Source organism: Bacillus cereus group sp. BfR-BA-01453 (assembly GCF_022662915.1).
GTDB lineage: Bacteria > Bacillota > Bacilli > Bacillales > Bacillaceae_G > Bacillus_A > Bacillus_A paranthracis.
The window spans coordinates 20,258-42,410 of record NZ_JAKUEN010000010.1; the positions used below are offsets into that span (position 1 = coordinate 20,258).

Sequence of the window (22,153 nt, forward strand, 5' to 3'; positions counted from 1 at the left end):
CTAAATAAGTACTATATTTATTTGAAGGGAGAGAACGCAATGGAACATCACACTTCTGTTCTATCACTTATGGTTGTCGTTGCAATCGCGTTTTTCGTTCCCCTTTTGTTACAACGCTTTAAATTAAAAGCACTTCCTGTCGTTGTTGCAGAAATCATCGCAGGAATCTTTGTAGGTAAAAGTGGGTTTAATATTATTGAGCCAGATATGTGGCTTCAAGTCTTATCGACACTAGGATTTATCTTTCTTATGTTTTTAAGCGGTTTAGAAATTGATTTTTCTATCTTTAAACAAAAAGGGAAAAAGAACACGACAAACGAACCAAACACATTCCAAGCAGCAAGTATTATCTTCTTATTTATTTTCATCTTATCTTATGCCCTATCACTACTATTTGTATGGCTAGGATTTGTAGATAATGCAATGTTTATGACTTTAATCATTTCAACAATCTCTTTAGGTGTTGTCGTACCAACATTAAAAGAGAATAACTTAGGAAAAACAGCAATTGGGCAAATCATTTTATTAGTCGCTGTTATTGCGGATTTAGTTACAATGATTTTACTCGCTGTATTCGTCGGATTAAATTCCGAAAGCGGCCAAAGCATGTGGCTTCTTCTTCTTCTATTCGGCGCTGGTATTGTTATTTACTTCGTTGCAAAACGTTTTAAAAACATTCCATACTTGGATAGCTTAAAAGCTGGGAGTGTACAAATTGATACACGAGCTGTTTTTGCACTCATCTTAATATTAGTTGGGTTATCTGAATCCGTTGGAGCTGAAAATATTTTAGGCGCCTTCTTAGCAGGTGTACTCGTATCATTATTATCACCAAATGAAGATATGGTTGAAAAACTGGATTCTATCGGATACGGTTTCTTCATTCCTATTTTCTTCGTAATGGTTGGTGTAAATTTAGAGGTTTGGTCTATTTTTAAAGAGCCTTCTAGTATGCTAATGATTCCAATTCTAATTGTAGGACTCTTTATCTCAAAACTGTTACCATCACTTGTTTTACGAAAATGGTATCCACGTAATATCGTACTGGGGAGTGCCATCTTATTAACATCGACACTTTCTTTAGTTATTGCAGCTGCACAAATTGGTGAAAAACTAGGAATCATTAGTCCAAGTTTATCTGCCTCCCTTATTTTAAGCGCAGTTATTACTTGTATTTTCGCACCTATATTATTTAAAAAGATGTTCCCAAAAGTGGAAACACCAAAACCAAAAGTTTCAATTATTGGTGCGAGCAGAATTACCCTTCCGTTATCACTTGATTTAAAACGAGAAGATTATGACGTAACACTATATATGATGCGTCAAAATAAAATAAATGATGAGGAAGCGAAATCGCACGACTTCCCTATTGTGAAATTAGATGACATCACAATTGCATCATTAACCGAACAAACAGCATTTCATGCAGACCGCGTTGTTGTTGCAACAAGTGATGATGAACAAAACTTACTATTAGCAGAACATGCAAAAGAACTAGGTGTTGAACATGTTATTGCAAGTGTAGAAGATCCGCTTCTACAAGAAAAAGCAACACAAGAACATATCGCCGTATTCTCAACCATTAACTCTACACGTATTCTATTACGTGCGCTAATTGATAAACCGAGTCTCGTTCGCTTAATTACAACAGCAAACGAAACAGTCCGTGAAGTTGAACTACGAAGCAATAAATATAATGGCGTTGCACTTCGTCGCCTTCCGTTTCTAGGTGATGTACTAGTCATTCAAATTTATCGTGGGAACAAAGCATTAATCCCGCATGGTGATACAAGACTACAACACGGTGACACATTACTTGTAACAGGCTCAAAAGAACATATCGATACACTAAAAAACATATTAGAATAAAAAAATGCCCCTCACATAATTGAGGAGCATTTTTTTCCATTTCATATGGTAAAATGTTACTATCACATATTATGAGGATGGATCACATTATGTCTATTGTAACTTTAGCTCTTTTATTATTAGCGGAAATATTAGGTGCCATTATTCTCATCGGTGTTAGTATTGAAATTTGTAGTTACGGATGGAAAAAATCAAATGGAATAAAATACTCTTGCCTCTTACTTTCACTCCTTCTCGGAACCGCTAGTATACTCGGACTTTTCGCCGCACCTGCCTATTTCTTTATACAATTAACAGAAAAAGCGTTATAAGAAAGGATGTTACTATGCTTACCGTGAAAAATATTGATGGATCTGAAACTTACGTATTACGTCAAAAAATTTTGCGCCCGAGTCAAACATTAGCAGATTGTAAATACCCTTCAGACTATGAAACAGATACCTTTCACTTAGGCGCATTTATAAACGATCAACTTATTAGTATCGCTTCTTTCTCAAAGGAAATGCATCCCGACTTACAAGCAGGTATGCATTATCGTCTACGAGGAATGGCCACATTGCCTGAGTTTCGAAACAACTACGCTGGAAGCTCCTTAATTCAGAAAGCAGAACAAATCTTACAAGAGCGTCGAGCAAATATGTTATGGTGTAATGGCCGAATTACTGTAGCTGACTATTACAAGCGCTTAGGCTTCCAAGAACATGGTGAAATCTTTGAAATTGAACCAATTGGCCTTCATAAAGTACTGTATAAAAGAATATAAGAAAAGCTTTCCGCAATACGGGAAAGCTTTTCTTATATTTCAATCTTCACTTTTTATCTTTTTCATATATATGTATATAAACAGACTAGGAACTAAAAAACAAGCAAACATAATAAGTCCTGTCATACTAATTTCCTTTATCGAAATATCTGGTGTGACAACGATACAAATAGCTACAATCCCAATAATAATACTTACCGGAATGAATAATAGTTTCATAAAATAGCTACGTGATACTCCGCCCGTATGCTCATACACTTGCACCGAGTTTTTTAAGTTTAAAAAGTTAATCCCTATTATCCCGCACATAAATATCATTAATAAATCCGAAACACTTTCATATCCTGCATCTTGCAAAACGTAGCGATAAAAAACAATACCTAGTATGACGATATTTTGTAAGATGAAAACGAGCCTAATATGCTTTAGCCCCTCAATCATTAAACGTTCATCTTTCACAATCCTCATCCCCTCACTCCTCTTCCTCCCAAAATAAATCATTTAATGTTTTGTCTACCGCATAACAAATTTTCAAACACAAATCTAACGATGGATTGTATTTCCCCTTCTCAATTAAACTAATCGTTTGCCTTGTAACACCTACTTTTTCTGCTAATTGTTGCTGTGTTAAATCTAACTGAACACGCGCGACTTTTATTTTACTTACAGCCATTCATGTTCCTCCTCCACCTTATTGTAACATATATATTCCATTAAGTAATTTATATTTTGCGTGATTGATTATAGTTTCACTTTACCCCGCATTAACGGGCAGTAAGACTCCCTCCTAATAATTAAGCTAATAACCAGATATCCAGAGAGAGTCAAACTGCCCATAAAAGCCCGATTGGTTCAACTAATAATCAGTGGGGGATGAACAGCCCCCCACTGATTATAGTTTCACTTTATTATACACAAAAAAGGAGCCTCTCATAAGAAGCCCCCTCTCCTATATTATAAGAATAAATGACATCCAAATAAAATTGTAAATAAGTATAGTAATGGATGTACTTCCATCCCTTTCCCTTTCACAATTTTTAAGACTGGATACACTAAAAATCCAATTGCAATTCCATTCGCAATACTAGACGTTAACGGGATACCAACGAAAATTAAAAATGCTGGTAATGCATCTTCAAATTCATTCCAATTAATATCACGAATACTTTGTGCCATTAAACTACCGACAATAATTAATGAAGGAGCTGTAATAGCGGCTACGCTTGATAAAGAAGCAATAACAGGGCTAAAGAATGCTGTTATAATCGTTAGGCCGACTACTACAATACCTGTTAATCCTGTTTTACCACCTGCAGCAATACCAGCTGACGATTCAATCGTCGCTGCTGTTGGGCTTGTCCCAAAGATAGAGCCTGTAGTACCGCCAATTGCATCCGCAATAAATGCTTTACCAAAACGTTTCTCTGTATTATCTGTAATTAAACCTGCTTGTTTAATTAAACCGAGTAATGCTCCTGTTGTATCAAATAACAGTACAAGTAAAAATGAAAATACAACGCCATATAATCCGTATTCAATTACATCTGAAAAGGCGTTGATTGGATTTGAAACGATAATCCCCTCTGGTAAATGAGGCATCGCAACAATTTTATCCGTAAACTTCAGCTGCCCTGTAAAGAAGGCGATAATTCCTGTCACAATCATACTAATAAATAATGCACCGCTCACACGCAATGTCATTAATACCGCCGCTAAAATCAAACCAATTAAAGTTAAAATAACGGCTGGAGAATGGAAATCACCAATCGTAACTAAGTTAGATGGATGATCAACGATAATTCCAGATAGACGTAATCCAATAAAAGCAATAAATAACCCAATTCCACCTGCAATTGCATGTTTTAAACTGTCAGGAATTGCGACAATTAGCTTTTGCCTAAATGAAGTGAAAGATAATAAAAGAAAAATGATACCTGTTACAAATACTGCTGAAAACGCAATGACATATGTAATCCCCTCTGCCTGTTGAACAACAGAATAAGCAAAATACGCATTCATTCCCATAGCTGGAGCAATAACAATTGGATAGTTAGCTAAAAACGCCATACATAACGTCCCTACAACAGTCGCAATAATAGTTGCCGTAAAAGCTTGATCAAATGGTACACCTGCATCAGATAATATTTTCGGATTGATGACAAGAATATACGCAAATGTAAAAAAAGTTGTGATGCCAGCTAAAAGCTCTTGCTTCACAGAAGTGTTATATTTTTGTAATTGAAACATGGTTATGTACCCTTCCTACATCTGAATTATTATCACACATTCTTTTCTTACTAGTATGTGAGAAAATATAATACTTAATCTTAACAATCAATAAAAAGAAGAGTCAATATATTCGCTAATAGTTCGAATTTTAAGTTTAAATCTGACAAGCACAGATGTAGTACAGTTAATATTGATTATTTTTGTAGCATAACAGATGGAAATGTTTTATAATTTGAAATAGTTAAATATTTAGTAAACGCATTCAAATATCGTTCACTCTACAAGGGGGATTCTTCTTATGCAGCACACAAACAAATCTGGAACTTTAAACCGAGGTTTAAAAGAAAGACATATTACTTTAATGTCACTCGGTTCAGCTATTGGCGTTGGACTATTTTTAGGATCTGCTTCTGCTATTAAACTAGCTGGCCCTTCGATTTTACTAGGCTATATGATTGCTGGACTCGTTATTTTTTTCATTATGCGAGCACTCGGAGAAATGGCAATTGAACAACCTGTTGCTGGCTCTTTTAGTAAATATGCATATGATTATCTTGGACCACTAGCTGGCTATATTACCGGTTGGAACTACTGGTTCTTATGGGTTGTTACTTGCATGGCTGAAATTACGGCTGCTGGCATTTACATGCAATACTGGTTCCCAGATATTCCGCGCTGGACTTGGGCATTACTCGCTCTATTATTAATGAGCGCTTTCAACTTCTTATCCGTAAAAGTATTTGGAGAACTTGAATTTTGGTTTGCTCTCATTAAAATTGTCACAATTATCTGTATGATAGTAGTTGGAGCTGGTATTATTTTATTTGGCTTCGGAAACGGCGGTATCGCTACTGGCATTTCAAACCTTTGGTCACATGGTGGCTGGTTCCCAAATGGTTTTTCTGGGTTACTACTCTCCATGCAAATGGTGTTATTCGCTTATTTAGGTGTCGAATTAATCGGTGTTACAGCAGGTGAAGCTCAAAATCCGAAAAAAACACTCGCAAAAGCAATTGATAACGTATTTTGGAGAATCTTACTGTTCTACGTTGGGGCTCTATTCGTTATGATGGCAATTTATCCATGGAACGAACTTGGTGAGAAAGGAAGTCCATTCGTATTAACATTCCAACAAATCGGTATCGCAAAAGCAGCAGGGATTATTAACTTTGTCGTATTAACAGCAGCTCTTTCTTCTTGTAATGGTGGTTTATTTAGTACAGGCCGTATGCTGTATACATTAGCTCAGCAGAAAAAAGCTCCTGAAAGATTCGGTCGTTTAAATAAAAATGGCATTCCAAGTCAAGGAATTGTAGCAACGGCAATCGTTTTACTCGTTGGTGTTATATTAAACTATCTTGTACCCGCAAAGGTATTTACATGGCTTACTAGTATTTCAACTTTCGGAGCAATTTGGACTTGGGGCATTATATTAGTCGCTCAAATCAAGTTCCGTAAAAGTTTACCTGCGCAAAACAAACAAAAGTTATCGTATAAAATGCCTTTATACCCAATAAGTTCATACTTCTCACTCGCTTTCCTTGCACTAGTCTTATGTATAATGGCGTATTCAGAAGATACAAGAATTGCATTGATTGTTGGCCCAATTTGGCTTATTGGTTTAGCTATCGTGTATTACATGAAAGGTTTTCATAAAATTGATGAAACACCTAATTCAAAAATTAGTTAAACAAAACATCCCTTCCTTATTACTTGGAAGGGATGTTTTTATATCTATATAAATATTTCTCAACAAAATTCACGGTATTTTTACAAATTTTTAATATTTTTTATGTTTTCCGTCTTTATTTTTACAGAAAAATAAATTACATTATTAAAGCACATATATTTATTATTAGGGGGATTCTTCTATGAAGAATAAAAAATGGATTACATTTTCTTTAGCAACAGCAATTACACTAAGTATAGGGGCTTCGTTCATACCATCTACTTATGCCGAAAGCTCTGTAGACCCAGCTCCTGAAATTGCTGCAAAAGTTGTAAATCAAAACAATGGGAAGAAAGTATTATTCGATAATACACACGGTCAAACTGCCGGGACTGCTGACTGGGTTATCGATGGTGGCTTTTCTGATTTCGGAAACGGCATTGCCCAAAACGGCTATCATGTAAAAGAACTTCGTAAATCAACACCGATTACATACGAAGATTTAAAAGACTACAATGTGTTTATCGTTCCAGAAGCAAATATTCCTTACAAAAAATCTGAACAAGATGCTATGTTACAATACGTAAAAAATGGCGGTAGTATCTTCTTCATTGCCGATCATTATAATGCAGATCGTAATAAAAATCGCTGGGACTCTTCTGAAGTATTTAACGGATATAGACGCGGTGCTTGGGATAATCCAGCAAAAGGAATGTCTAACGAAGAAGCCAATTCACAAGCTATGCAAGGAGTAGAAAGCTCTGATTGGCTATCTGACAACTTCGGTATTCGATTCCGCTATAACGCAATCGGCGATGTTTCCGCTAAAAATATTGTATCACCTGAACAATCATTCGGAATTACAGAAGGGGTTTCATCTGTAGCAATGCATGCTGGTTCTACTTTAGCAATTACAAATCCAAAACTAGCAAAAGGACTTGTTTATCTTCCAGAAAACCCAGCAAAATGGAATAACGCTGTTGATAGCGGTGTGTATAACGGCGGTGGTGTTGCAGAGGGTCCTTATGCTGCTATCGCAAAAGTAGGACTTGGAAAAGCTGCCTTTATTGGAGACTCTTCTCCTGTTGAAGATGCTACGCCAAAATACGTTCGTGAAGACTCTGGCCAAACAAAGAAAACTTACGATGGATATAAAGAAGAAAACGATGCGATTTTACTAGAAAATATCGTAAATTGGCTATCGAATAAAGAAACATTTACAAGTTTAGACCAAGTAAATGGTTTACAACTTGATTTACCTACCACTTTACAAACATTTGAACAACCAAGCTTATCAACTGAGCCACAACCTGAACCTTGGAGTGCGCCAAATGCAGGTTATCAATGGTTTAATACAAATACTTTTAAACCTGGTTCATATGGCTATAACGGTGCAGTAACAGCAAATGACTACGTAGTTACACACCCTAGCACTCTACCAAACAATGAAGTGTTCCAAATCAAAATTCAAGTAAATAACTTATTACCAAACACAACATACAATAATTATTCTTTAGGTATATTCACTACTGGCGGTACACAAGTAGCAAAAGTTCAAAATACAAACGGCACTTGGCCATCTACTTTCGGATATAGTAGTGCATTTTCTTTCACAACAAACAGCTTAGGTTCTGCTGAAAAAATTGTGAACGTACAAATCGATCCAAATACGACTGGACAAGCAACACTTCGTCTACGTCAAAATACAACAGCGAAATATAGTGAGACTGTAACGATTAATAAGAAATAATGAAAAAGGCAATCCGGATATGGATTGCCTTCTTCTCATTTCTCTTCTTTTGAGAAAAACATTCTTGAAATAACGATGCCTATACTTCCTACGATTAAGAATAACACTGCCCTAATTATCATTGAAACTTCTGGTAAGTCTAGAAGGAATAGCTTTCCTATCGTTACGACTAATACGACTAAGCCGGCATATAATATTTCATTCATATTTTTATTCCGGCCAAGCCAAACTGCAAATAATGCATACACCATCCATAATAACGATACAGATACACTTATTATGCTTCCATCTGTGGACAAAACTTCACCGATTCTAGTAATTGTAATAAATACAATCACCATAAACCAATAGAGTGCTATAGAATACACATACTTGCCAAAACTCGCTAATACATCTTTCGCTTGTCTCATGCAATAATAGAGCGTGCCAATTAAAATAAGATGAGCAACAAAGCCTGCCGAAATAAATTGATCAAACGGGCTAAAAATAGTCTGTATCATTCCAATTGCGTAAACCGTCGCACTAACATACAATTTTATCTGTTGTTTTACTTTAATAGAAGTCACCATACCGAGGAAGCCTTGTAATAATAGTACAATCGCTGCATTCACTAAACTATACTCATATAAAATCGCTAAACTAAAGGCCCCCATTGCGAAACCAAATAAAAGATTGGTAAATGTAGAATGTCTATTCTTCCTATATTCAAACACGAACATAATAGCATGCACGAGTGCACTTATCATTAATCCCCATGTTGTAAATTCATGTATTTTTGAAATGGCTAATATAAAGAAGACTGCATTCGCACTAAATATCGCCAAGCGTGGCTCTACTATAAAACTTCTCTCCGTAAACATATGCCAAAATAATAGTAAGTGAATTAAACCATAAACTACTGTTAACTGGACTTGCAAATCCTCTACTAACATTGACATAACAGCAAAGAAGACAAAAAGAACAATAGCAGCAACAGCATAAGAAATCATATATAAATACTGATAACGATTTTTCAACGCATACCATAATAAGCTAAGTGTTAATATCGTCTCATATCCAAAGAAAATATACGGATTAGGAGTCGTACTATTTAATAAGAATGGCACGAAGAAAGCTCCTACCGCTACAAAGATAGTAAGATATTCCGATTGATACCTCTTCGCTATATAAATACCTAAAATGATCCATGCGATATTACATACAAACGCGACACTCGCTGGAATAAATCCATATAAATAATGTGCCGCAAATGTCGTTAAAACTATACCCGTAATACTTCCCCCTGCTAATACTAACCCTAACGCTTGCCGCTCGCGTTTAATTTGAATATCCCCTATATAATAAAAACCGATTGATAGGACAATACCAAACACAATTCGTATTGCTGGTGTTAATAATCCCGCATCTACCCCTGCTTTAAATAACCAAATTACTCCAAGCAACATAATACCGACAAATATGCGCGGTAACCACGTTTGGCAAAACTTAATAATATTAAATGGTTCTCGTTTAAAAGCAGATATATCCACTTGTTTTACCTCACGTTCTTGCACAGGTTCTTTTATTGTAACTACTTCTTTTTTTTGTTTTTCTTCCGTCACCGTTTCAATATATTCTTTCTTTTCCGTCCTAACATGTTGCTGAGCATTTTCTACTTCTATTTCTCTTTGTTTTGCTTTCAATTCAAAAAGTGCTTCTTGAATCGTTTCAATTGCCGTTTCGAGTGCTTCTATTTTCTTATTCAAATCCTCCTTCATACGCTCCCCCCTTATCCGTTCAAAACCTATATATTACCAATTACCTTTATCATACTCTTAGTCTATTCATTTTCAATACTATTTTTCCAAAAAAGAAAGGTGTTTTCCGAAATAGGAAAACACCTCTTACTTATTTCTTCTTGTAAACACTACTCACAATAATGCCAATACCAGCACCTATAATAGCTGGAACAATCCATCCAACACCTTCTGTATAAAACGGAATGTATTTCAATACTGATGTCCACTGATTTATCATCACATTTTTATTGAAAATATCGATTGCACTAAATACCGCTACAATTCCAACAGTTACTGCATATACGTATACATACTTCCCAATATACTTATGGAATAGCCCTAAAACAATAAGCGTTAATGCAACTGGATAAATAAATCCAAGAATCGGTACGGATACTTTTAAAATTTGTGTTAATCCTAAATTAGCTAAAATCATACTAACCAAACTTAATATAAATGCCCAAACTTTATAAGCTACTTTCGGAAATGCACTTGCGAAAAATTGACTACAAGATGTAACAAGTCCGATTGACACACATAAACACGCGATCGTAAAAATAAGACCTAATAAAACGACCCCGCCTTGTCCAAATAATGTAGTCATCACTTGCGCTAACACTTGTGCACCATTATCAAATTTTCCCAATGAGCCACTCATTGAACCGACATATCCAAGTATGACGTAAATAATAGATAATAATAGTCCTGCACCAATTCCAGCAATACTCATATATTTCGCTAACCCTTTATCATCTCCAATACCTTTTGCACGAAGAGCATTGGCAATAACAATCCCGAAAATTAAAGCTGCTAATGCATCCATCGTTAAATACCCATCTAAAAACCCTTGGAACATAGGAGCTTGTCCATAGTTTCCAGCAGCCTCTTTCACACTACCTACTGATGTAAACATGCTTTTTATAAAGATAAGAGCGATCATACCTAATAATAACGGTGTTAAAACTTTTCCGAACAACCCCATTAATTTAGACGGTGATAAACTTAACCAGTACACAATACTAAAGAAAATAACTGTGTAACATAATAAGACTACGCTACCCGCTTCCGGAAATAGCTGACCCGGTCCCATTTCAAAAGCTAGACTTCCTGCACGCGGAATACCAAGGCCTGGTCCAATAAATACATACACGATACACGGAAAAATAATGGCGAATGAAGAATGAACTCTACCCGCTAGCGTTTGAAAACTTCCTGCTTTTGCAATCGCAATAACTCCCAATATCGGAAGACCTGTTGCTGATATAATAAACCCTACTAATGAAATCCACACATGTTCTCCTGCTTCATACCCAAGGAAAGGTGGAAATATAAGATTCCCCGCTCCAAAGAACATCGAGAATAACATAAGACTAATAAGTAAAATTTCTTTTTTCTGTAACAATTTCATTTCTTTCTCCTTCTTTAATTTCATCTTTTATGAAATCAATTTCACATATAAAAAAGTGCAATAAACCGCTTCTTTACAAAGAAAACATAGTCCATAGTCTAACATAAAAGAAACACTCATTCTATAGCTATATCCCTTTTCCAATTTCTTCTGAAAAATCAACCTTTATTGACTTATAATAGTTAATAAAGTAAAATATTAAATATACAAAATTATTAACTTTGTTTTTGTTTGTGTCAGGAGGAAAATAACATGGAATCAGCGATACAACTAGAAAGAGAACAACAAAGAAAAAAGAAACATCCTCCAGGTTTATACTTACTCTTCTTTACAGAAATGTGGGAAAGATTTAGTTACTATGGATTACGAGGATTATTAACATTATATTTAACGACAGCTTTAGTAAGCGGTGGTCTTGGGTTTAGTCCTGCATGGGCACTCTCCATTTACGGATTTTATACTGGAGCCTGTTATTTCACACCAATGATTGGTGGATACTTAACAGACCGTTTTCTAGGTAGACGAAAAGCGATCACAATTGGTGGTATAACAATGGCAATCGGTAACCTTACACTATTTGCCTTGCAAAACCAAGTCGGCCTATACCTCGGATTAGCGCTTATTATTATCGGTAATGGATTCTTCAAACCGAACATCTCTACACTGGTTGGGGAATTATACGAAGAGAACGATCCAAAACGTGATAGTGCATTTACCATTTTCTATATGGGTATTAACGTCGGATCATTTTTAGCTCCACTCGTTTGCGGATTTTTATCAGAAAATTTATTCAAAACAACGGTTGATGGCGTTGTACATTACGGATTCCGTTACGGTTTCTTAGCCGCTTCAATCGGAATGATCATTGGACAAATTTTATTTACAACATTATCAAATCGCTTCCTTGGTGATATCGGTAAAAAACCAACTCGCGATTTACAAACAACAGATGGACAACCATCAGTTGGAGATACACCGTTAACAAAAAAGGAAAAACAACGTACTGCAGTTATCGTCATTTTAACATGCTTCGTTGTCTTCTTCTGGGCTGGCTTCGAACAAGCTGGTAGCTCATTAACATTATATACAAACAAATTTGTAGACCGTTCTGTGTTCGGATGGGAAGTTCCAACATCTTGGTTCCAATCGGTCAATCCATTATTTATTATTTTACTCGCTCCAGTCATTTCAGCATTATGGGCAAAACTTGCAACTCGCAAGCGCGGGGATTTAAAAATCCCAACTAAAATGGGACTTGGTATGATCTTGCTCGGTATCGGTTATATCATTCTCGTTATCGCTACATTAAAAACAGGTAGTGATGAACATAACATTACAGAAAAAGCAAACTTACTATTTATCGTCTTTACGTATCTTTTCCATACGTTAGGTGAGCTATTCTTATCACCTGTTGGACTATCAATGGTTAGTGCACTTGCCCCAGTAAAACTTGCTTCTTTATTAATGGGAGTATGGTTGGCAAGCTCAGGTATCGCTAACATTTTAGGCGGACAACTTGCAAGCTTCACAACTTCACTTGGATATGCTGAAGTATTTACAGTAATTGGCGCTGTAGCAATCGTTTTAGGTTGTGTTTTATTATTAATTTCTAAGAAGTTAGTAAAATGGATGGATTAAAAAAGATGAGGGATTTCCCCTCATCTTTTTTATTTCTTCGCCTTCGTTCCTACTAAATCACCAGCAACAACATAACGTTTAGAATTATCTTTCACAGATACACATGTAATTAGTGTTATTTCATCTTTCCCGTGATCCTCAACAACTTCCCATTTATCAGGAGTTACTTCAGATACACCAGTAACCACATATTCATATTCATTTTCATTATCATACAAATAAATTTTATCGCCTTTTTTTAGAGACGCTATATCACTAAATAAAACACCTTTTTTAGACATGTTATGTCCTGCTAATGCATAATTCCCTTTTCCCATTACTTGATTTTCTTTTACTGTTGCTGCACCTGATAATAGGTTTTTCTCAGTAGAAGACTTTAAAACAGGAAGTTCTAATGAAACACTTGGAATCGAAATACGACCAATTACTTGTTTCTTATCTAAAGATGCGTTCGCTACTTCTGCCAAGTCTGGTTGATTAATTTTTGAAGCATCTACAAATTCCGTCTCATGTTTTTCATAATCCATCTTTTGGACAGCCTGTACATTTTCAGTCTGTTTCTTTTCAGCTTGATATCCATCATAAAATGGCTTGCCGATTAATACACCACCTACAACAAATAGGAGGATTGCTACTATACTATAAATTCTTTGCTTATTCATATACAATTCCTTTCCCTTACAAAATCTTACTCTATATAAAATGATAAGATAATATTGCTATATGTACAAGTATAAGCTGAAAAGAAACCTTCTTGCCGGTGCAAGAAGGTTTCTTTTTAAGCGATTTTATTTCGATATAAAGATACGTGGAAAATTGTCATTTGAATAAAGAAAATACTAAATGCAATATATATTGGATATGCAGGAACATATAGATTAGCAATTGGAGAAAGCGTTAAAAAACCAACCGCACAAGGCAACACGTACCATAGTGACATAAATGTAGTACGACAAGCCTTTTCTGTAATTGCCTTTTCCCGCTCGTCTTCTTGAGGAAATAATAGTGGAAACATCCAATATGATAGCTCTTTATATTTTTTCTTTTGAATTTTATAAAGAACAGTCGATACAATACCAAATATTAAAAGCAATCCTATTGGCATTAAACTCACCGAAACTTCAAATGGTACCCTCTTCGTTTGAATAAAATTCGCAACTTCGATAGTAAAATAATACAACTCAATAAATGCCCAACCTGCTAATACCATTAAGAGTACATTCAACATATAGGAAAATACAAGTCTATTCATCCTCTTCCCCCTCCTTATTTAAAACAAACACATCTTCCATCTTGAGCTCGAATACATCGCAAATCGTAAGTGCTAATAACAAAGAAGGAACATAATCCCCTTTTTCAATTGCCGCGATTGTTTGTCTCGTCACTCCAACCTTTTCTGCTAATACACTTTGCGAAAAATTAAACCGCGCTCTTAATTCCTTCACTCTATTTAAAATGGTCAAATTTACCACCTCTCACCACCATTGTATGCTATCCTTAACAAAATGTAAACTCAACTTAACATTATTATTATAAAAAAATCCAACTTTACGTATTGTAAAGTTGGATTACATGTTAGTTTAAAATTGTAACTTTAACTGTTCTTCTGCCCCAGCTACTTGATGAACCTTTATCTGGCATTAAAACATCAATTCTGTGACCTTTAATAGCTCCGCCAGTGTCTGCTGCAATAGCAACTCCATACCCGTCAACCTTTACAGTAGAGCCTAATGGAATAACAGCTGGATCAACCGCAATTAATTTCATTCCTGGGTTTGCAGTTAAATTATAACCTTTACCACCAGGTCCCCATGCAGAAAATACTTGTTGACCTGGCGCATAACCATTTTCAGCTGGATCCGCTGTATAAGCTGTAGCTTCTACATAGATCTCTCTTCCACCAGCAGTTGGCTTCGAAGGCTGTTCAGGTTCTACCTTCGAATTATTATTAGCAACTGGTTCCGCTGGTTTACTAGCTTGTTCTTGCTTTTTCTTTTCAGCAATTTCTGCTTGTGCTTTTACTAAAGCTTCTTGCTCTGCTTTTGCAGCCGCTTCTGCTTTTGCACGCTCTTCCGCTGCAATTCTTGCTGCTTCTTGCTCACGAGCAATCGTTTCTTGTACTGCCTTCATGTTTGATTCGATTTTAGCCTTTTCTTCTGCAGCTAAATTAAGTTGGCTTGCCACCTGATTATATTTAGCTTGAACTGTTTGTAAGTTAGCTTGACGCTTTTTCAAGTTATCTTGCAGTTCAGCTTGTGCTTTTGCTAATTTTTGTTTGTCTACTACTAAAGATGCTTCTTTCTCGTCAATTGTTTTCTTATCTTCTTCAATTTGACGAAGATCTTGTTCTTGTAGACGTAAAATTTCTTTATCAGCTTCTAAAATAGTAGAAACTGCATTCATACGTTGTAGGAAATCAGCAAAGTTTTTTGACTCTACTACAACTTCTACTACTAAACTTGTATTTGAACTGTTTTGAACAGAAACCATACGTTTTCTCATAATATCTTTACGAGCAAGGACTTTATCCTCTAAAACGACAATCTCTTTCTTTTTTTGTTCAATCTGCTTATGTGTTTCATCGATTTTACGTTGAATAGCAGCTTGATCCTCTTTATTTTTTGCAATTGTATTATTTAAATTATGTAGTTCGTTTTCGATACCTTGAATCTCTTTACTAACAGCTTGCTTCTCTTGCTCTTTCTTTTGCATTTCTGCATCGTTTTGCTGCAATTGCTGTTGCATGTTGTTAAGTTTCTCGTCGTTTGACTCTGCTTTAACAGCGACTGTACTAGAAAGACCTATAATGCCTGCTAATACTAGACTACTGATTCGCTTAAAATAGTTCATAATCCGACTCCCTTCTTATACAGTTATACATGATTTATTTTACAGTTTGTTTACAATACCATTAAATACAGTTTATTTTTCATGACGAAAAAAAGGGAATTATGCATAAAATGTAATAGATTCTTAAATATTTAACAATTCCTATATTTAAAAATTATAAAAGATGCTAAAATCCAAATATAGAGAAAATATAACTTCTAAAGGCGGTTGAAATAAATATATGTTTACTCAAAAGAAATCACTCCAACATAAAATTGATCAATTAGAAAGTCGTATACAAGAACTAGAAGCAGAATTAAAACAAAAGGATATCGAACAACAAGAGACTATTTCTTCTATCCACGATCGTGTACAAAGCGTTGTTCAAGAGCATCAACTTGTAAATAACCAGCACAATACACTTCAAAATTTAGTTCAACAATTAAGCTCATGTTTTGAAAATGTTTCAACACGTACTACACATTCCAATGAACTGAATAACGAAATGCTACAAAAAGAACAAAGTTTAATTCAATCTATTGAAGAAATTATTGATTGTTCTAACGAAGGAAAAGAATCTGTTCATCGTTTACTTATTGTAATTAATAAATTAGGTGAACAATCCCAGCGCACGTCTAATAGTATGAATCATTTAAGTGAACGCTCAAAAGAAATTGAGCAAATTGTAGAAGTCATCCAAAACATTGCAGCACAAACAAATTTACTTGCTTTAAATGCAAGCATTGAAGCTGCTCGTGCTGGAGAACACGGTAAAGGGTTCGCTGTCGTTGCCAATGAAGTAAGAAAACTAGCAGAAAGTACCGCTGAAAGTACAAAAAACATCGGCAACTTAACGAAAAAAATTCAAGAAGAAATTGAAAAAGCATACGATAATACAAAAGATAATTTGCATTTAGTCGATGAAGGTGTAGAAATGAGTGCCGATACAAACGCTAGAATCGAAAATATTTTAATTATGATTCAAACGTTACAAAACGGTGCTACTAATGTTATTAAAGCTATTGAAAACCAAAAAACTTGTAATGATGATATATTACGAGAATTCGCTAATACACAACAAATGTTCCAAAAGTTAAATACTACTATTATGAATCACATTCATGATGCTGAGAAAGTCGATGTTCAATTAACGAAAAGTCTTGAAGAAACAGTAGTTTCTCATTAATAATAAAAATCCCTTATACTGCTATAAGGGATTTTTATTATATTTCGAATATTTATTTCTTCTCAATATTCATCCGTATCTTTGTTATAATGGACAAGTTGTTTCTTTCGACTATTAAACAAGGAGGTTATTATGGAACAATTTTACTACATTTTAAAATATTTAATTCTTGGTCTGTTCCAAGGACTAACAGAACCGATTCCGATTTCTTCAAGTGGTCACCTCGTTTTAGCACAGCATTTGCTAGGACTAAAAATCGAAGGGTTTAGCTTTGAACTACTTGTTAATTCAGCTTCATTATTAGCTGTATTACTTATTTATAGAAATGATTTAATTCGTCTAACAAAGAATGGTCTATCTTATACATTTACAAGAGCAGAAGATGCAAAATCAGATTTCTTCTTTATTATTTACCTTGTTATTGCGACCATTCCAGCAGGTGTTATTGGTGTTTTATTTAAAGATTACATCGATCAGTACTTAAAAGGTGTGAAAATGGTTGGGATTTCCCTTCTTATTACCGCTGTCGGACTTTGGATTATTAGAAACTTGCGTGGACGTAAAAATGATGGCGATCTTTCTATGAAAGACGCAATTATCGTCGGATTAGCACAAGCTTGCGCACTAATTCCTGGAATAAGCCGATCAGGTGCAACAATCGTAGCAGCGATGTTACTTGGTATGAAGCAAGAAACGGCTCTTCGTTTCTCATTCTTACTATATATCCCTGTTAGCTTAGGTGGTTTATTACTAAGTATTACAGACATTGCAAAAGATCCAAATCTAGATACACTATTCGTACCATATATCGTTGCATTTATCGCAACATTTATCATGACGTATATTTCATTAAAATGGTTTATGAACATTATGGCAAAAGGAAATTTAAAATATTTCTCTTTCTATTGCATTATCGTAGGTGTACTTACTCTTATTTTCTTATAAGGTGAAACTTACAAATCAAAAAGCGAGTCATTCTATTACACTAGAACGACTCGTTTTTTTATGCATATACTTTCTTTTCTTGACAATACAAACGAATAACATGTTTATTTTGTTGAAATACATCATGCGTTAGGCGGATAATAATAAAATTTCGTTTTATTTGATCATCATGAACAAAAATCTGTTCTCCCTCTTGAAAACGCCATGCACTTTCAAAAGTTGTAATATGATCCCCACTTACAGAAAAAAGCTCATATCGCATATTTTGTACCCTCTCTCAACTTATAATAATCATAATATCATTATATTAAATTTAGTATAACTTAATTCCGTTGAAATTTGTAATTTTTTCTATTTCGAAATATTTTAATTTTGTTTTACGCTTCTTTTAACGTTATAATGATAAACGAATTTTCATTGAAAGGAGCTTCATTTTGACTGCATATATATTTCCAATAAAAACAGCATTTATTTTATTTCCTATTTTAGCAATGTTCCTCTTAATACCTTTTTTAATATTTAACTACCGAAAGTACGGTTATTTAAATAAATGGCGTTCATTTATTTTGTACTCATTATTACTTTACTTATTAAATGCCTATTTTCTTGTGATTTTGCCGTTACCACAAACATATGATACTTGTAGCCTACAACCGGCTAATACACAACACATGCAACTATCACCATTTTATTTCATACAAGAAATTAGTAATCATACTTCGGCAATTTTAACGAAACCAGCTACTTATTTCTACCTATTAAAAGAATCTGCGTTTTTACAAGTAGCATTTAACGTTCTATTAACCGTTCCATTCGGTATTTACTTACGGTATTATTTCCGACGTAGTTTCTTACAAACAATTTGTATTTCTTTTTGTCTTTCACTCTTTTTCGAGCTAACACAAGTGACTGGACTATACGGTATATACAATTGTGCGTACCGCTTATTTGATATAGATGATCTGTTTTTAAATACATTAGGCGGCGTAATCGGCTTTATCATTGCACCAATTTTTACGTACTTCCTTCCGAAAGCAAGCGAATTAGATAGTCATATTGATTTGGAAACGAAACCAGTCGGATTCGTTCGTCGCTTTATCGCGATGCAAATTGATTGGATTTTCTTATCCATCGTTGTACCTGTCATTAAAAACAAAGGAAATTCTTTCTTTGTTTCTAATATTCAATCTTACACGAACATATACGAACTCATTTTCATAACGTGTTCGATCTTTATTTACTTTATTATCATTCCATACTTTACGAATGGAAAGACAATCGGTAAAGCATTGCTTCGTATTTACGTGAAAGGACAATCAGATCGTATTACGTTGAAGGAACTATTCATCCGTTATGGTATATTCTATTTCATTTTAGGCGGAATCAATTATATTCTTTCGAGTAGCTCTATCTTAAATGTTAAAGAACCTTTAGTATTAATAGTTATAGTATTATTCCAACTCGTAATTAACGGTCTATTTATTATTCATGTTTTATTACATGTATTTAGTCGTGATAAGTTACTATTTTACGAGCGCATTAGTCAAACAAGAAATGCGATCATACTAAAAAAAGCTGACAAGTAATACTTTGTCAGCTTTTTTTCATAATCGTAAACAACTTTTCTGTGTAAGGGTTTGAAAACATTTCTGCTTCATCTAATAATTTCCTCACCTTTAGAAACGAATGCAATTCTGGATATATATTTTGTAATTTTTCGTACGTTAACGTATGCATTTTCCCCCAATGCGGGCGTCCCTCATACTTTAGAAAAATTTTCTCCACCTCACCAAAATAAGCAGCATACTTCATACCTTTATACATATGAACCGCTATATACGCAGAATCTCTTCCATACGCTGGACTGAGCCATATGTCATCCCTTTTCACATAACGGCATTCAATTGGGAAGTGCACTTTATACTTTTTCTTTTCAATAAGGTTTGAAATTTCTTCTACAACCGCCTGCATATACTTTGCAGGAACACTATACTCCATTTCATAAAATGGAACCGCACGCGATGTAGCAAATACTTCATAACTCGGACCAATTATTTTTGTATTCGGTACAGCTTTAGCCGATAATCGACTTACTCCTTTACTTATAGAAGGAAACCATTTACATCCTTTAGATAACAAAGAAAACATCTTATTTTCTAGTAACTCTACCTTTAGTTTATGCCATTTCAAATCACTTTTTTTGCCCGTTGTTTCGTTTGTAACTTTCACCTGCACTTCATCTGAATAAGGAAAAACAAAAAATTCAAAGTGGCGATTCTTCTTATATTCTTCTAGCTTGTTCATTACAGTAGATAATGACTGTTTTTCACTTTTATAAACGAGTGAATAGGCTGGAATAACCTTCAGTTTTATTTTTACAATGATACCTAACATTCCAAGCGACAACTGAAAAGCTCTCCAATATTGTACATTCTCCGTTTCCGAACAAACCATACTCTCACCTGTAGATAAAACTGCCGTAATCTCTATAACTTGTGTTGATAAACTTCCAAAGGTAATACCCGTTCCATGCGTCCCCGTACTAATCGCTCCTGCAATTGATTGTGAATCAATATCCCCTAAATTTTCTTGCGCATAACCTTTTTCTGCAAGTAACTTCCCTAAGTCATGTAACTTTGTTCCTGCCCATACTTCGGCAATCATCTTCTCCGTATCAATATTCACAATTCCCTTCAATTCATCTAAAGAAACTAAAATTTCTTCCGTTTGCACAAGAGGTGTAAACGAGTGTCCTGAACCGACAACACGAATTTTCTTCCCCTTCTTTCGCGCAAGCTCTATAACTTCTACTACATCTTGTATACTTTCTGGATACATCGTATAATGCGGCGTTCCTTCTACATTCCCTGTCCAATTTCTCCATTTTTGTCCCTTTATAGAAAGCATTGGTCATCCCCCCGATATGTTGAATACTCCCCAACAATCTCTCCTTCTTTCACACAATATAAAAAAGGAAACCGCTCACATAATTCTCCAGCTTTACTATGGCGAAACAAGATAGAATCTCCTATCTCTACTCGTTCCTCACCGTTATAAAAAATCGGTGTTTGCACTTCACCAGCGCCTTCTAAAGCTAATAGTTTGGCGCCATTTGGCCTCCAAATCTCAGGTTCTTTATCTTTCCCAATTGCGCCTGAGGCAATATATCCGCCACCTAGACAAGTGTAAATTGTTGGGGCTGGTTTACGCACAACTGGTAAAGCAAATCCGACAGCTGGATGAAATTGCACCTCTTTATAATAATCAAACAGCTTTGGGGCATAAAAAGCCGAACCTATTGTAATCTCTGAAACTGAATGATCTTGCTCAGTTGTTTTTATACTTCCTGTGCCTCCCCCATTTACAAACCTTAGTTCAATACCTAGATTTTGTATTTCTTTTACGATATGTCCTCTTCTTTCTTTAACTTCTAACATTGATTTCTTCTTTAAATATGAAATCACTTTACTTTTCACTCGTTGATTCGGTATGTGATCTCCTACCCCAGCAATTTGGGCTTCATATCCCATTACACCATCTAGTATTAAAAATGATGATTCTTTCAACCTTTTTACTATTTTCAAAGCACCTTGCACATCTTTTACCGGTGATCTTTTGACCCCAAAATGGAACTTAAAAAAACGACTACTCATATCAATATCTAAGCAAATACGAAAGCATCCTTTAGACTTCTCGGCAATTTTTTCTAAATAAATAATATGATCTTCACAATCCACCATACAAGTTATAATGAGCCCTTGCTTTGTTAGCAAACTTATTTCATGTAACGCTCTTTCATCATAAGCAGGATATCCGAGCAATAAATCATTGAATCCTTGTTCAATTAAAAATAAAGCTTCCCTAGGTGAAAAACACATAATACCTTGAAATCGATCACTTGCAGCTAAAATCTTTTGCATAACCGGAACAGAACGTAACGATTTACTCGCTATACGAATCTTCTTATTTCCACTTAATTCTATAATCGATTGAATATTTCTATCTAAAGCTACTTCATCCAAAAATGCACACGGTAATGGAACTTCTTTAAAAATTCCTCGATCCACATTTTTTCGCTCCTCTTTTCAA

21 protein-coding genes are annotated in these 22,153 nt (G+C 34.9%); 9 read left to right on the forward strand and 12 right to left on the reverse strand.

Annotated features, from left to right (window positions below; translation table 11 throughout):
- The first annotated feature begins 39 nt into the window (after nt 1-39).
- The 3 genes from MR070_RS18645 to MR070_RS18655 are packed head-to-tail and all read left to right on the forward strand — an operon-like array spanning nt 40 to nt 2,632.
- Nucleotides 40-1,869: a monovalent cation:proton antiporter family protein gene (locus MR070_RS18645; RefSeq protein WP_029437498.1), complete on the forward strand. Its 1,830-nt coding sequence runs from the start codon at nt 40-42 to the stop codon at nt 1,867-1,869.
- Between the two features lie 53 nt (nt 1,870-1,922).
- Complete coding sequence (locus MR070_RS18650; RefSeq protein WP_011040011.1) at nt 1,923-2,180, forward strand: DUF4022 family protein; 258 nt, start codon at nt 1,923-1,925, stop codon at nt 2,178-2,180.
- A gap of 14 nt (nt 2,181-2,194) precedes the next feature.
- Nucleotides 2,195-2,632: a GNAT family N-acetyltransferase gene (locus MR070_RS18655; protein WP_000958641.1), complete on the forward strand. Its 438-nt coding sequence runs from the start codon at nt 2,195-2,197 to the stop codon at nt 2,630-2,632.
- A 39-nt stretch (nt 2,633-2,671) separates the two neighbouring features.
- Here the strand turns inward: MR070_RS18655 and MR070_RS18660 are convergent, their stop codons facing one another.
- From MR070_RS18660 to MR070_RS18670, 3 genes are all read right to left on the reverse strand, one after another.
- Nucleotides 2,672-3,100: a hypothetical protein gene (locus tag MR070_RS18660; protein WP_070805245.1), complete on the reverse strand. Its 429-nt coding sequence runs from the start codon at nt 3,098-3,100 to the stop codon at nt 2,672-2,674.
- 4 nt (nt 3,101-3,104) lie between these two features.
- Nucleotides 3,105-3,305, reverse strand: a complete 201-nt coding sequence (locus MR070_RS18665) for a helix-turn-helix transcriptional regulator (protein WP_000301181.1) — start codon at nt 3,303-3,305, stop codon at nt 3,105-3,107.
- A gap of 281 nt (nt 3,306-3,586) precedes the next feature.
- Nucleotides 3,587-4,879, reverse strand: coding sequence for an NCS2 family permease (locus MR070_RS18670; protein ID WP_000487209.1), 1,293 nt, complete (start codon nt 4,877-4,879; stop codon nt 3,587-3,589).
- Nucleotides 4,880-5,159: 280 nt separating this feature from the next.
- Between MR070_RS18670 and MR070_RS18675 the strand changes: the two genes are divergently transcribed.
- Together MR070_RS18675 and MR070_RS18680 are read left to right on the forward strand one after the other, a co-directional pair.
- Complete coding sequence (locus MR070_RS18675; RefSeq protein ID WP_001164904.1) at nt 5,160-6,551, forward strand: amino acid permease; 1,392 nt, start codon at nt 5,160-5,162, stop codon at nt 6,549-6,551.
- A 181-nt stretch (nt 6,552-6,732) separates the two neighbouring features.
- A complete protein-coding gene (locus MR070_RS18680; protein ID WP_000791495.1) occupies nt 6,733-8,280 on the forward strand; it encodes a DNA-binding protein in 1,548 nt (515 codons plus the stop codon).
- A gap of 35 nt (nt 8,281-8,315) precedes the next feature.
- Here the strand turns inward: MR070_RS18680 and MR070_RS18685 are convergent, their stop codons facing one another.
- Both MR070_RS18685 and brnQ1 read right to left on the reverse strand, forming a co-directional pair.
- Nucleotides 8,316-10,037 carry a DUF2339 domain-containing protein gene (locus tag MR070_RS18685; protein WP_242261778.1) on the reverse strand — a complete coding sequence of 574 codons (1,722 nt, stop codon included), beginning with the start codon at nt 10,035-10,037 and terminating at the stop codon, nt 8,316-8,318.
- Nucleotides 10,038-10,167: 130 nt separating this feature from the next.
- Nucleotides 10,168-11,466, reverse strand: coding sequence for a branched-chain amino acid transport system II carrier protein BrnQ1 (gene brnQ1 / locus MR070_RS18690; protein ID WP_242261779.1), 1,299 nt, complete (start codon nt 11,464-11,466; stop codon nt 10,168-10,170).
- 252 nt (nt 11,467-11,718) lie between these two features.
- Between brnQ1 and MR070_RS18695 the strand changes: the two genes are divergently transcribed.
- Nucleotides 11,719-13,104 carry a peptide MFS transporter gene (locus MR070_RS18695; RefSeq protein ID WP_000443147.1) on the forward strand — a complete coding sequence of 462 codons (1,386 nt, stop codon included), beginning with the start codon at nt 11,719-11,721 and terminating at the stop codon, nt 13,102-13,104.
- Nucleotides 13,105-13,133: 29 nt separating this feature from the next.
- Here MR070_RS18695 and MR070_RS18700 read toward each other — a convergent pair whose 3' ends face one another.
- The 4 genes from MR070_RS18700 to MR070_RS18715 form a co-directional block, all read right to left on the reverse strand.
- Nucleotides 13,134-13,766: a class A sortase gene (locus tag MR070_RS18700; RefSeq protein ID WP_001041722.1), complete on the reverse strand. Its 633-nt coding sequence runs from the start codon at nt 13,764-13,766 to the stop codon at nt 13,134-13,136.
- Nucleotides 13,767-13,882: 116 nt separating this feature from the next.
- The gene (locus tag MR070_RS18705) at nt 13,883-14,356 is read right to left on the reverse strand and encodes a hypothetical protein (RefSeq protein WP_001081111.1); all 474 of its coding nucleotides are present in this window, start codon (nt 14,354-14,356) and stop codon (nt 13,883-13,885) included.
- Nucleotides 14,349-14,567 (reverse strand): helix-turn-helix transcriptional regulator, encoded by a 219-nt coding sequence (locus MR070_RS18710; RefSeq protein ID WP_000154009.1) that lies wholly within the window; start codon nt 14,565-14,567, stop codon nt 14,349-14,351. The genes MR070_RS18705 and MR070_RS18710 overlap by 8 nt, the downstream gene beginning before the upstream one ends.
- A 112-nt stretch (nt 14,568-14,679) precedes the next feature.
- A complete protein-coding gene (locus MR070_RS18715; protein ID WP_087955388.1) occupies nt 14,680-15,954 on the reverse strand; it encodes a 3D domain-containing protein in 1,275 nt (424 codons plus the stop codon).
- Nucleotides 15,955-16,438: 484 nt separating this feature from the next.
- On the opposite strand from MR070_RS18715, the gene MR070_RS18720 reads away from it, so the two are divergent.
- Both MR070_RS18720 and MR070_RS18725 read left to right on the forward strand, forming a co-directional pair.
- The gene (locus MR070_RS18720; RefSeq protein WP_372465543.1) at nt 16,439-17,119 is read left to right on the forward strand and encodes a methyl-accepting chemotaxis protein; all 681 of its coding nucleotides are present in this window, start codon (nt 16,439-16,441) and stop codon (nt 17,117-17,119) included.
- Nucleotides 17,120-17,251: 132 nt separating this feature from the next.
- Nucleotides 17,252-18,064, forward strand: a complete 813-nt coding sequence (locus MR070_RS18725; RefSeq protein WP_242261780.1) for an undecaprenyl-diphosphate phosphatase — start codon at nt 17,252-17,254, stop codon at nt 18,062-18,064.
- A gap of 58 nt (nt 18,065-18,122) precedes the next feature.
- On the opposite strand, the gene MR070_RS18730 is transcribed toward MR070_RS18725, so the two are convergent.
- Nucleotides 18,123-18,326, reverse strand: coding sequence for a hypothetical protein (locus tag MR070_RS18730; RefSeq protein ID WP_001268330.1), 204 nt, complete (start codon nt 18,324-18,326; stop codon nt 18,123-18,125).
- 172 nt (nt 18,327-18,498) lie between these two features.
- On the opposite strand from MR070_RS18730, the gene MR070_RS18735 reads away from it, so the two are divergent.
- Nucleotides 18,499-19,650, forward strand: a complete 1,152-nt coding sequence (locus MR070_RS18735; RefSeq protein ID WP_000127969.1) for a VanZ family protein — start codon at nt 18,499-18,501, stop codon at nt 19,648-19,650.
- 7 nt (nt 19,651-19,657) lie between these two features.
- On the opposite strand, the gene MR070_RS18740 is transcribed toward MR070_RS18735, so the two are convergent.
- Nucleotides 19,658-20,971: a D-arabinono-1,4-lactone oxidase gene (locus MR070_RS18740; protein WP_000948919.1), complete on the reverse strand. Its 1,314-nt coding sequence runs from the start codon at nt 20,969-20,971 to the stop codon at nt 19,658-19,660.
- Nucleotides 20,959-22,131 carry an amino acid deaminase/aldolase gene (locus MR070_RS18745; RefSeq protein WP_242261781.1) on the reverse strand — a complete coding sequence of 391 codons (1,173 nt, stop codon included), beginning with the start codon at nt 22,129-22,131 and terminating at the stop codon, nt 20,959-20,961. Before MR070_RS18745 ends, MR070_RS18740 begins: the two co-directional genes overlap by 13 nt.
- Between the last annotated feature and the right edge of the window lie 22 nt (nt 22,132-22,153).